General features: G+C 66.5%; 8 protein-coding genes. 4 read left to right on the forward strand and 4 right to left on the reverse strand.

Translation table 11 applies throughout. The annotated features are described in order from the left end of the window. Window positions 1-55: 55 nt before the first annotated feature. Window positions 56-1018, reverse strand: coding sequence for an SGNH/GDSL hydrolase family protein (locus tag AC5Y4T_RS16655; RefSeq protein WP_499954470.1), 963 nt, complete (start codon window positions 1016-1018; stop codon window positions 56-58). A gap of 244 nt (window positions 1019-1262) precedes the next feature. Between AC5Y4T_RS16655 and AC5Y4T_RS16660 the strand changes: the two genes are divergently transcribed. The 4 genes from AC5Y4T_RS16660 (at window position 1263) to AC5Y4T_RS16675 (ending at window position 5800) form a co-directional block, all read left to right on the forward strand. Further along, on the forward strand, window positions 1263-2330 hold the full coding sequence (locus AC5Y4T_RS16660) for an alpha/beta hydrolase fold domain-containing protein (RefSeq protein ID WP_499954356.1): 1068 nt from the start codon (window positions 1263-1265) through the stop codon (window positions 2328-2330). 63 nt (window positions 2331-2393) lie between these two features. Continuing rightward, entirely contained in the window at window positions 2394-3800 is a 1407-nt protein-coding gene (locus tag AC5Y4T_RS16665) for a cystathionine beta-synthase (RefSeq protein ID WP_499954358.1), read from the forward strand. 87 nt (window positions 3801-3887) lie between these two features. Further along, window positions 3888-4622, forward strand: a complete 735-nt coding sequence (locus AC5Y4T_RS16670; RefSeq protein ID WP_499918364.1) for an RDD family protein — start codon at window positions 3888-3890, stop codon at window positions 4620-4622. A gap of 11 nt (window positions 4623-4633) precedes the next feature. Beyond that, window positions 4634-5800: a cystathionine gamma-synthase gene (locus tag AC5Y4T_RS16675; protein WP_499918363.1), complete on the forward strand. Its 1167-nt coding sequence runs from the start codon at window positions 4634-4636 to the stop codon at window positions 5798-5800. Window positions 5801-5831: 31 nt separating this feature from the next. Here the strand turns inward: AC5Y4T_RS16675 and greA are convergent, their stop codons facing one another. The 3 genes from greA to AC5Y4T_RS16690 form a co-directional block, all read right to left on the reverse strand. Next, a complete protein-coding gene (gene greA / locus AC5Y4T_RS16680; RefSeq protein WP_067348672.1) occupies window positions 5832-6326 on the reverse strand; it encodes a transcription elongation factor GreA in 495 nt (164 codons plus the stop codon). 717 nt (window positions 6327-7043) lie between these two features. Next, a complete protein-coding gene (locus AC5Y4T_RS16685; RefSeq protein ID WP_499918362.1) occupies window positions 7044-7379 on the reverse strand; it encodes a hypothetical protein in 336 nt (111 codons plus the stop codon). Window positions 7380-10961: 3582 nt separating this feature from the next. Then, window positions 10962-11396 carry a DUF4307 domain-containing protein gene (locus AC5Y4T_RS16690; RefSeq protein WP_499918361.1) on the reverse strand — a complete coding sequence of 145 codons (435 nt, stop codon included), beginning with the start codon at window positions 11394-11396 and terminating at the stop codon, window positions 10962-10964. Window positions 11397-11413 lie beyond the last annotated feature (17 nt).

Genomic DNA, 11413 nt, shown 5'->3' on the forward strand with positions numbered 1-11413 from the left:
GGCTGGCTCGCTTCACCGTTGGGCGGTAGGTCCACCGCGACGGGCGAGAACAAATCTAGTCGCTGCCGACCTCGGGGCACGAAGACGGGGCAGGTCCGGGCGTCGGGCGCCGCCACAGCCGCGACATCACGCTGGTGCGGGTGTGCCCCTGACCGAGCACCGGTGCCGCCGCGGGCACCGCCGGAGTCAGCGGCGGCCGCTGGACCTCCTCACCCAGCGCGTCGCAGAGGGCGAGCAGCAGCGCGTCGGCCGCGAGCGCGTAGGCGGGTGCGGAGGGATGGAACCCGTCGGCGGAGAACATCACGTCGGGGGTGGCGCGGAATTGCGGCGCCATCAGCTGCGCCAGCGGCACCGGCACACCGCCGGCCGACCGGACCGCCGCGGTCTGGGCCCGGGCAAGCTGCAGGCAGCGCTCGTGCGCGATCGACCGCAACGGCTGCGGGATGGCGCTGATGAATCCGAGGTCCGGGCAGGTGCCGACGATCACCACGGCGCCGCGGGCGCGCAACTTGCGCACGGTCAACCCCAGCCGCTGCGCCGACTGGCTGATGCCGTTCAGCGCGGTCACGTCGTTGGCGCCGACCATGATCACCGCGATGTCCGGCGGCGGGCCGGCCACGAACATCGCGTCGACCTGACCGCACACGCCCTTCGAGGTGGCGCCCACGATCGCCTTGGTGCTCAACCGGATTCGCTTCCCGGTCTGCTCGGCCAGGCCGCGGGCGATCAGCACCCCGGGCACTTCGTCGGCGCTCATGCAGCCATATCCGGTGGCGGTCGAGTCACCGAAGATCATCAGGTGCTGGTCCACCGCCATGCCGCGGTGCCAGCGTTCCACCGGGCCGCCGCCGCGCACGTACACGCCGTCGGCGCGGGGCGGGATGTCCCACGCTTTCGGAATGATCGTGCGCGCGTGCGTGGCCTGGCCGACCAACAGGCTCCGCGCCCCCAGGTAGGCGGTTCCTGTTGAGGCCAGCGCGCCTGCTGTGGCCAGAGCGATTGCCGAACGACGTGGCACACGCATGGTCACGCAATCAAGTTTAGTGCGACTTAAGAGTTCTCGGCGTGCGGCTGGAAAACGAACTGATCACGGTGCGAAGCAAAACTGGTATCAAATCAGCTATTTCATACGTTGTACTAAGCAACGCCTGTCAAGCTGAAGACAAGGGATTGGCTGAGCGCTCTGGCAAACGGCTGAACCAGACGCTCGGGCTCCTCGTCACATGCTGTATCGCACTACAACGGCGTAGGAAGTGTTGAGCATGACCGCACCTAGTAAGGAATCGGGGTTATCGGCAAATACCGTTCGGCCCCATGACGTCCTGCGAACGCGTCGAGCCCAGGCGCGCAAATTCGCGATCAGCGACGGCGCCCCGGTCGAGGTCCTGGAATCGGGGCCCAGCGTCGCCGCGCGACTGGCGAACCTCACCTCGCGGCTGACCATCCGGCCGATTCTGTCCGTCGGCAGCCACGTCCCCAACCTGCCGTGGCCCTGGGGTCTCATCGATCTCACGGCCCGGGTCCTGATCCCGGCGTCGGCCACGGTCCGCGAGGCGGTGCAGCTGCCCCACGCGTCGGCGCAGCTGGTTCGCGCTCCCGGGGTGCTACCCGCCGACGGCAGCCGCCGCGTGATCGTCTACCTGCACGGCGGTGCCTTTTTGACCTGTGGGGCGAACTCGCATGGCCGGCTGGTCGAAGCCCTCTCCAAGTTCGCCGACTCGCCGATCTTGGTGGTCAATTACCGTCTGCTGCCGAAGAATTCGGTCGGAATGGCGATCGACGACTGCCATGACGCGTACCGGTGGCTACGGCGGCGCGGATACGAACCGGACCAGATCGTGCTGGCCGGCGACTCCGCGGGCGGCTACCTGGCGCTCACCCTGGCCCAACGCCTGCAGGAGGAGGGCGAGGATCCCGCCGCGCTGGTGGGAATCTCGCCGCTGCTGCAGCTGGCCAAGGAACCCAAGCAGGCCCACCCCAACATCGAGACGGATGCGATGTTCACCGCCGGGGCGTTCGATGCGCTCGCCGAGCTGGTGGCCGGCGCGGCCGAGAAGAACATCGTCGACGGGAAGCCCGAAGAGATCTACGAGCCGCTGGACCACATCAAGCCGGGATTGCCGCGCACGCTGATCCACGTGTCGGGCTCCGAGGTGCTGTTGCACGACGCGCGGCTGGCGGCGAGCCGGCTGGCCGCGGTGGGCGTGCCGGCCGAGGTGCGGGTATGGCCCGGACAGGTCCACGACTTTCAGCTCGCGGCGCCGATGGTGCCCGAGGCCATCCGCTCGCTGCGGCAGATCGGCGACTACATCCGCGAAGCCACCGAGTAGGCGCGCGCAAACTCCGCGGAGTGTGGTTGTGCGCCGCGCGAAACCGCCTGAGACGATGAACGCATGCGGATCGCGCAGCACATCAGTGACCTCATCGGCGGCACACCGCTGGTGCGTCTGAACTCCGTCGTCCCCGACGGTGCCGGCATCGTGGCGGCCAAGGTCGAATACCTCAATCCCGGTGGCAGCTCGAAGGACCGGATCGCGGTCAAGATGATCGACGCCGCCGAAGCCAGCGGGCAGCTTCGGCCCGGCGGCACCATCGTCGAACCCACCTCGGGCAACACCGGCGTCGGGCTGGCCCTGGTCGCCCAGCACCGCGGCTACAAGTGCGTGTTCGTCTGCCCCGACAAGGTCAGCGAGGACAAGCGCAACGTGTTGATGGCCTACGGCGCCGAGGTCGTCGTCTGCCCGACGGCCGTCCCGCCCGATCATCCGGACAGCTACTACAGCGTCTCCGATCGGCTGGTCACGGAGATCGACGGCGCGTGGAAGCCCGACCAGTACGCCAACCCGGAAGGCCCGGCCAGCCACTACGCCACCACCGGCCCCGAGGTCTGGGCCGACACCGACGGCAAGGTCACCCACTTCGTCGCCGGCATCGGTACCGGCGGAACGATCACCGGCGCGGGCCGCTACCTCAAAGAGGTGTCCGGCGGCGCGGTGCGCATCGTCGGCGCAGACCCCGAGGGATCGGTGTATTCCGGCGGCACCGGCCGGCCCTACCTCGTGGAGGGCGTCGGCGAGGACTTCTGGCCGCAGGCATACGACCCCACGATTCCCGACGAGATCATCGCCGTTTCCGACTCCGACTCCTTCGACATGACCCGGCGGCTGGCCCGCGAGGAGGCGATGCTGGTCGGCGGGTCGTGCGGGATGGCGGTGGTCGCCGCGCTCAGGGTCGCCGAGCAGGCCGGGCCCGACTCGATCGTGGTGGTGTTGCTGCCCGACGGTGGGCGGGGCTACATGTCGAAGATCTTCAACGACGCCTGGATGTCGTCGTACGGGTTCCTGCGCAGCCGCCTCGACGGCTCGACCGACCAGTCCAGGGTCGGCGACGTACTGCGCCGCAAGTCCGGGGAGCTGCCCGACCTGGTGCACACCCACCCGTCCGAAACCGTGCGCGACGCCATCGGCATCCTGCGCGAGTACGGCGTGTCCCAGATGCCGGTGGTGGGGGCCGAGCCCCCGGTGATGGCGGGGGAGGTGGCCGGCAGCGTCTCCGAACGCGAACTGCTCTCGGCCGTCTTCGAGGGCCGGGCGAAATTGGCGGACGCGGTCGCGCAGCACATGAGCCCGCCGCTGCCGATGATCGGGGCCGGAGAGTCCGTCAGCGCGGCCGGCAAGGCGCTGCGCGATTGGGATGCGTTGATGGTGGTCGAGGAAGGCAAACCGGTCGGGGTGATCACCCGCTATGACTTGCTGGGTTTCCTCTCCGACAGGCCTCGGGGGCTGCCCGGGCGCCGGTGATTCGCGACGCCGCGCGTCTCGCCCGGCCGCGACGCGCTCGGGTACTGTTTCGGCCTAGTTCGGCTGGACGCGAGTGGAAGGTTGCCCATGACCGATCAACCGCCGCCCGGCGGCGCTTACCCGTCACCCCCCTCGTCGTCCGGCACCTCGGGTGGTCAGCAGCCGCCCTCGGGCGGGCAGGAGACCGCGCCGCCTCCGCAGTCCGCCGCCGGTGGGACCTACCCGCCGCCCCCGCCGCCGCCCGGCGGTTCCTACCCGCCGCCCCCACCCTCGGCGGGGGGATACGCGCCGCCACCACCCGGACCGGCGATCCGCACGCTGCCGACGCAGGATTACACGCCCTGGCTCACCCGGGCGCTGGCATTCATCATCGACATCCTCCCGTACGTCGTCGTGCACGGCATCGGGACCGCGATCCTGGTCGCCACCCAACAGACCGCCTGCATCACCGACGTCACGCAGTACGCCGTCAACCAGTACTGCGCCACGCAGAACTCGACGGCCGGCATGGTGGCGCAGTGGCTGGCGTCGATGATCGGGCTGTTCTATCTGATCTGGAATTTCGGCTACCGTCAGGGCACCACCGGCTCGAGCGTCGGCAAATCGGTGCTCAAGTTCCACGTGGTCAGCGAAGTCACCGGCCGGCCCATCGGCTTCGGAATGTCGGTGGTGCGCTCGCTGGCGCACTTCGTCGACGCCGTCATCTGCTTCATCGGTTTCCTTTTCCCGCTGTGGGATTCGAAGCGTCAAACGCTGGCGGACAAGATCATGACGACGGTGTGCCTGCCGATCGACGGCGCCGAGAGGCCCGCTGTCACCTAGGCTGATCGTCGATGAGCGACGACCCCAACCGACATCCCGAGTTCACCGGGCTGGCCACCAAAGCCATTCACTCCGGCTATCGGCCGGACCCGGCAACCGGCGCGGTGAACGCACCGATCTACGCCAGCAGCACGTTCGCCCAGGATGGTGTCGGCTCCCTGCGCGGCGGGTTCGAGTATGCGCGTACCGGCAACCCGACGCGGGCCGCACTGGAAGCGGCGCTGGCCGCCGTCGAAGACGGCGCCTACGGGCGAGCCTTCGGTTCGGGCATGGCCGCCACCGACTGCGCGCTGCGCGCGGTGCTGCGGCCCGGGGACCACGTGGTGATCCCGAACGACGCCTATGGCGGCACCTTTCGATTGATCGACAAGGTCTTCACAAAGTGGAACGTCGAATACACCCCGGTGGCGCTCCATGAGTTGGACGCCGTCGCCGCCGCGATCACGCCGCGGACCCGGCTGATCTGGGCGGAAACCCCCACCAACCCGCTGCTGTCCATCGCCGACATCGCGGCCCTGGCCGAACTGGGCCGGCAGAGTTCGGCAAAGGTGTTGGTGGACAACACTTTTGCCTCTCCAGCGCTGCAGCAGCCGTTGACCCTGGGCGCCGACATCGTGCTGCACTCCACCACCAAATACATCGGCGGGCACTCCGACGTCGTGGGCGGTGCGCTGGTCACCAACGACCAGGGGCTGGACGAGGCGTTCGCCTTCCTGCAGAACGGGGCCGGCGCGGTGCCCGGCCCGTTCGACGCCTACCTGACGATGCGCGGCCTCAAGACGCTGGTGCTGCGCATGCAGCGGCACAGCGAAAACGCTTCGGCCGTAGCGGAATTCCTCGCCGGCCACCCCGCGGTGAGCACCGTGCTCTACCCAGGTCTGCCATCACACCCCGGACATGAGGTCGCCGCACGGCAGATGCGCGGTTTCGGCGGCATGGTGTCGGTGCGCATGCGCGGCGGCCGCGACGCCGCCCGCGAGTTGTGCGCCAAGACAACGGTGTTCATCCTGGCGGAATCGCTGGGCGGGGTCGAATCGCTGATCGAGCATCCCAGCGCCATGACGCATGCCTCGACGGCTGGGTCGCAATTGGAAGTGCCCGACGATCTGGTGCGCCTGTCGGTCGGCATCGAGGACATCGCCGACCTGCTGGCCGATCTCGATCGGGCGCTAAGCTAATGGCGGGCCCGGGCGGCCCGCCGCCATCGGATCAGGAGTGGTAGGGCTCCGCGCTGAGCAGCTTCACCTTCACCGTGTTGCCGTTGGGCACGGTGTAGCTGCGGGTCTCGCCCACCTTGGCGTCGATGAGAGCGCCGCCCAGCGGGGAGTTCGGGGAGTACACCTCGAGCTTGCCGTCGTTGACGCCCTCCTGGCGGGTGGCGATCAAAAAGGTCTCCGTGTCGGACTCGTCGCCGTTGTAGCAGACCTTCACCACCGAGCCCGGCAGCGCGACGCCGGACTGCTTGGGCGCCTCGCCGACCTTCGCGTTGTTCAGCAGGTCCTGCAGCTGGCGGATGCGCGCCTCCTGCTGGCCCTGCTCTTCGCGGGCGGCGTGGTAGCCACCGTTCTCGCGCAGGTCGCCTTCCTCGCGGCGGTCGTTGATCTCCGCGGCAATGACCGGACGATTCGCAATCAAGTGATCGAGCTCGGCCTTGAGTCGGTCGTGTGACTCCTGGGTAAGCCAGGTCACGGAAGTGTCCGTCATCTCGTCGTGCTCCTCGTATGTTGTTCCGCGAGTTCGCGTTGAGTCCTGTTAGCTCCGCCGCTCCCGACGTGTGCGTCCCGCCCCGTGTGCTGCCGCTCCGTTTTGCTCACGGCCGCTAATGCAGCAACACGGTCCCAACCGGAACCGTGTATTAGTCCATGTTACCACCGCGCAAAATGTTGCTTACCGCTTTGCTCCATCAGGATTTACCAGGCCTTACACGAGGCGCTGAGGGTCGAAGGACATGGCACGGGAGACCCAGCGCCAGCAGGAAGCGGGATAGCGGCGCGATGCATGGGAACCGCCGCCAAGGCCGCGGGACGTCACCTTGGGCAAAGTCCTCAGCGGGCTGAAGCGCCGTCTGTTTCAGGAATGTTGGGCCACCCCAAGCTTCAGGCATCACGCGCTGGCCGGCGGCGCAAGTATAAGCAGCCCGACAGCGGAGCTATAAGCCCAACCACGCAACGATTTCCGTCTAATCGCTTAACCGCCGAAATTACGGGCGTCGCAGTCAGCTACCTGCGCCACCGTGCCCGTACATGCTCCGCCTTGCGGGCTTGGCCGTTGTGCACCCCCGCTAAACACCCGAAATTACTCGGGGTTCAGTTGGGCTTAGGTAGCCCACAATAGGCCGGTGGCTCCGAGGGAATAGGAGCAAGGACCGTCGGTGGCGCGAGGGCGATAGCGCCGCGACGATGACGTTTCGCATGCCGTCTCTTAGCAGAAGTTAAAGGCGACGTAGTAGATCCCGCTGCCGTCATTGGCGTCTGCGCGGAGATACTGCGCGCCGGGAACTCCTGGTGCCCCGTTGGGTAGCTTCATATATTCGAACGGTCCACCCAAGCTGGGGTTGGTGTCGATGACCCGGCCGTGTCCATCACCGGTGATCTGGATGCCTTGGAAGTGTGGCGGCGTCAGGGGGGTGCACCGTGCCTGGTATTTGTTATAGAGCTGCTCGACAGCGGCGTTCAGGCTTGCGCTGCCGTCAGCATGCGCGAGGCCAGCCAGGACTATTGCCGTGGCGGCGACGGAGGCCGCGACAATGGCGCGCATTATGTCCGCCCGACGGCAATGCGGTCGGCACACTGTGCGGCCTTGTCGGCTGGGAGCCCATGGCATTGCGGCGTATACAAGGCAGGATCCGCATGCGGACCTGGCGTTTGCGCCATTTCCACTACAGGAGGAACCGGCCTTTGCGGCCGGGGCAACGATGACTGGCGCGAGGGCAAAGAAGTCGCCGCCACCGCTGTGTAGAGAGTTTTCAATGCGCATGCCCTTCTATTGACCTTGGCGTAATGCCATAGCCATGAGCCAGACTGCGGGCCGGGGGGTTGGGGGCCGCAGTCTGGACCTGGCTACGTCCTTTCGCTTAGCCGGTGATGCACCTGAATCCCCACTTGGCGGGATTGCAGTTTCCACTGCCAGGACCGTCATTTAAAGGCGTGGTAGTGGTGTTTGTGTTACTCGGAGAGACTGCTGGCTTCGCTGGGGCTGCTGGGCACGCGCCAGTCTGGCCATTCACTGCAACGCCGGTTGGGCACGGACCCTGGTACTGCGGGGCGTTACCCTGATTGGTTTGCTGCGCTGGCGCTAATGCCCCTTCACCCGGCTGTATCGGCCGTGGGTCAGGAACGGTGTTGCCGTTCGCATCCTGCCAGCATCCGCCCCCGATGCAGTTGGCATTGTAGGTCATACCGTTGTAGGTCTGGCCGTCTGTCGGGAAGGTTTGCTGACTGTTGTGGATATCTTGCACACAGGCCGAGCCGATGCAGTTGGCATACGGGTTAGCGGGCGGCGTTGAGAGAGGACTGTCTGACGGATTTACTGCCGGGGACAGTGGGTTCCCCGGTGCCACGCAATAGTTGGCGCCATTGACGTCAACCAAGATGGCCCGATGTGGGTCGCTACCCGTCGAGAACACACTGGACGATGTGCATGCCGCCGGTTGGCTCTGATCCTGCGGTGGAGTTGCCGGAGCCCCGCAGGAGCCGTCCGGACCTACTGCCGCACCTGATTGGCATGGACCCTGAGCAGGTGGCGGTGCATTGTTGGGCGGCAGTATGCTGTCCGGTGCTGCAGCCGGAACCGCATCCGGCGCTCCTGCGCTCGGATCAAACGGCGGCATCGACGAGAAGTCGCAGTTTATCAACGTTGCGCAGTAGCTGTCCGGCGCTGGTCCGGCCGGGGTCGCAGGAATTCCACTTGTGATCGGGGCTGGAACTGCTGCCGGGACGGCCGGAGCTGTGCCCAGCGGAGCGGCAGCCGGTGTCGACGGGGTTCCGAGCGGCGCACATTGGCCCCAGTAACCGTTGGCCATTGGACATGGATTAGGCAAGCCCATAGGAGGCGCATCGGTGATTGGCGTCTGCGGACCGGAAGCAGGAATCACGTTGGCCGTGACGTTCATCCCCGGGTTATTGGTGTTGAACTCAGGCAGGTTGCCACACGTGGCGTCGCTCATCAGAGACTGATAGCAGGCCATCCTCGGGTAGGCGTCCTCGTTATAGAGAGAGGCTTGCGGCGAGACCGCCGCAGGATTACCCGCAGGATTGGGATTACCCAGCAGTAAGCCGCCGTCCGCGGGCGCCCCATTGCCGGGGCCAGCCCCCCCTGTGGCCGCAGGAGTCGGGCCAACTGGCGGTGCTGCAGCTGCCGGTGCCCCTGTTGGCTGAGACCCAGGGCCGGGTGTGTATTGCGGCAACAACTGAACCCTGTCGCAGTTCCCAGCCATCTGGCAGTCGCCCAACATCGCCTGGTTGTACGCCGAATTGTTGTTACACGGCCCGGCCGCAGGGCTGCAGGTGTCGGCCGGAACACCAGGCATCGGACCGGACGATCCCGGCGCGGAAGCCGGAATGGCGGGTGGCGAGCCGGGTGCCGGCCCTACTGGTGCCCCGGGCTCTGGTGCCGTCACAGCTGGCTGCGCTGACGGGTTCGTCCCGTTCTGCAACGGACCCATGATCTGCTGCATGTTCGGTGGCGGCGCTGCGTTGGGTGCAGGAGCCGGTGGCGGCGGTAGCGGCGGTAACCCTTGGGATGCGCGCTGCTCATTCTCCAGGTTGTTCAGCTGTTGCATCGGCGTGTTGGCCGGTGCAGGAGCTGTTTCCGATGCCGCAGGCGGCGGTGCTGGCATGTGGCCCGGTACGGGGTTGCCAGGCGACGGTATGGCACCTGCATTCCGCAACGCATCTAGCGTCTGCTGCGGATCGTTACCCGGCATATCCGGTGTCACCGCTAGTGGCGGAGCTACCGGGGCAGCGGCCGGAACCGCAGGTGGTGCCGCTGGGGGTGGTGCCACCGGGGCCGCGGCGGGTACTGGTGCTGCCGGTGGTGCTGGCAGATCAGGTACCGCGGCAGGAACCGCAGGCGGCGGCGCCACCGGAGGCGCTACCGGAGCCGCGGCCGGAACTGGTGCCGGCGGCGGTGCAATGGGTGCCGGCGGTGCCGCGGCTAGCACCTCGGGTTGCGGGGCCACAGGTGCTGGTGGTGCTATCGCGGGCGCCGGAGGTGGTGCAGCCAAGACTGGTGCGGGTGGCGGCGCGACCGGCGGTGCGAGCGGAGCCGGGGGTGGTGCCGCCAAAACGGGTGGCGGCGCTATTGGTGCTATCGGAGCCGGGGGCGCAGCCAAGACGGGGGGCGGCGCCACAGGCGCCACAGGTGGCGCTATTGGAGGGGCTGCCACCGGGGCCGGCGCTGCTGGCATGGCAGGCACGTGCGGCATCATTGGAGCCTGCGGTGCTACAGGGTTCGGTATGTTCGGCCCGTAACAGCCGACGAACGGCAGACAATAGGCATTCGCCGCAGGAGCGACAAATATCGAGGTGGGCGACAGCCCGATTGCGGCAGCGGCCGCAATCCGCATTAATCGTGTGTCAAACATGACACTCGACCTCTCTGTAGGTAGCGGCGAAATCAGCCGCAATTAGTGTTTTAGGCCGGCGATATGGTGAGTGCCATCTGCGCCGTCTCGCGCGCGAAATTCTCGCCAATCGCGCAGGCTGGTGAGTTTCGCCGAACTTCTGCAGTCAGGGCGGGGAATTATGGCACTACGCAGACACTCTTCGATGCCATGCTGGTGAGTCCCGCGCGCTTCGGTCATTTAATGCGGCGAGAGGCCGCAAGATAAAAAGTTAGAGTCCGTTCAGGGACGAGGGGTTCGCCACAACCTGAAGGGCGCGGGAGTGGTGGCGCCGGCCGCGACGGTGGCGCCGGCTGTCGCTACTGCGATCTTCATCGGTACACACCTCCTCTCGAGGAAGGAACCCCTTAGCGTGTGACTATGACATACGTTTGGTTTGAATGGGTAGAGTTTCTACAAACGAATTTGTTAGAAATTAACGAGATCGATAATTCGAAAACGATTGGTAAAGAATTCCTTTTCGTCGAGAATCGCGACGAGCTTGCAGCCCAATAGGTTTCGACTCGCCGCGTTTCGTCCAGCAACACGTTCTCGGTTCCGCTTGTTGGCCGCAAAACGAAACCCTCGAGAAGAGGTTCGGTCCCGCCAAGGAGAATGCGTTACGCAACTGTCTCGTTCGCGTCATCGACCACACACGGATCGTGGAGTGCGGTGCCCAGCGGTCCGAACACAGCGGTGTCCCGACTTGCGGTTCAGTTCGGTCGCGGATTAGAAGGTCACGCCGGGCGCAGGTAGGCGGGCACATCGGTGCCGCAGCCATAGATGTCGGCCACCACCGGCGGTTCGAAGGATTTCACCGTCGTGGTCACCTCCACGGTGGCCGCGTCCGACGGCGGGACCAGCAGCTCTCGCCGGCCCGTCTCGCTGCCGTCCTGAGATCGCACCCGCACGATGCAGTCCACCGGCCGCGACGGATCCGATCGCGTCACGCTGATCGTTATCGACGCCGTCTGGTCGTCGATCACCCGATAGCCGGCCATCGTCCCCTTGACGTCGCTGGTGCCGAACCGGTGATAACCGATGAGGGCAACGACGAGCCCCGCCACGACTACCAGCACGCCCAGCGTGAGGATCACCCACCGCCGGGGGATACGCGACAGCCGGGAGCGCCCGTAGCGGGCCTCCGGACGCGAGGCAGGAGTTTCGGTCATAGCTGGTTATGCCTGGT

The organism is Mycobacterium sp. NGS11, assembly GCF_059813315.1.

What these genes read in the sequence shown, in the direction of transcription:
- AC5Y4T_RS16690 (WP_499918361.1), bottom strand. Translation starts at nt 11,396, where the DNA reads ATGACCGAAACTCCTGCCTCGCGTCCGGAGGCCCGCTACGGGCGCTCC.
- AC5Y4T_RS16675 (WP_499918363.1), top strand. Translation starts at nt 4,634, where the DNA reads ATGAGCGACGACCCCAACCGACATCCCGAGTTCACCGGGCTGGCCACC.
- AC5Y4T_RS16685 (WP_499918362.1), bottom strand. Translation starts at nt 7,379, where the DNA reads ATGCGCGCCATTGTCGCGGCCTCCGTCGCCGCCACGGCAATAGTCCTG.
- AC5Y4T_RS16660 (WP_499954356.1), top strand. Translation starts at nt 1,263, where the DNA reads ATGACCGCACCTAGTAAGGAATCGGGGTTATCGGCAAATACCGTTCGG.
- greA (WP_067348672.1), bottom strand. Translation starts at nt 6,326, where the DNA reads ATGACGGACACTTCCGTGACCTGGCTTACCCAGGAGTCACACGACCGA.
- AC5Y4T_RS16670 (WP_499918364.1), top strand. Translation starts at nt 3,888, where the DNA reads ATGACCGATCAACCGCCGCCCGGCGGCGCTTACCCGTCACCCCCCTCG.
- AC5Y4T_RS16665 (WP_499954358.1), top strand. Translation starts at nt 2,394, where the DNA reads ATGCGGATCGCGCAGCACATCAGTGACCTCATCGGCGGCACACCGCTG.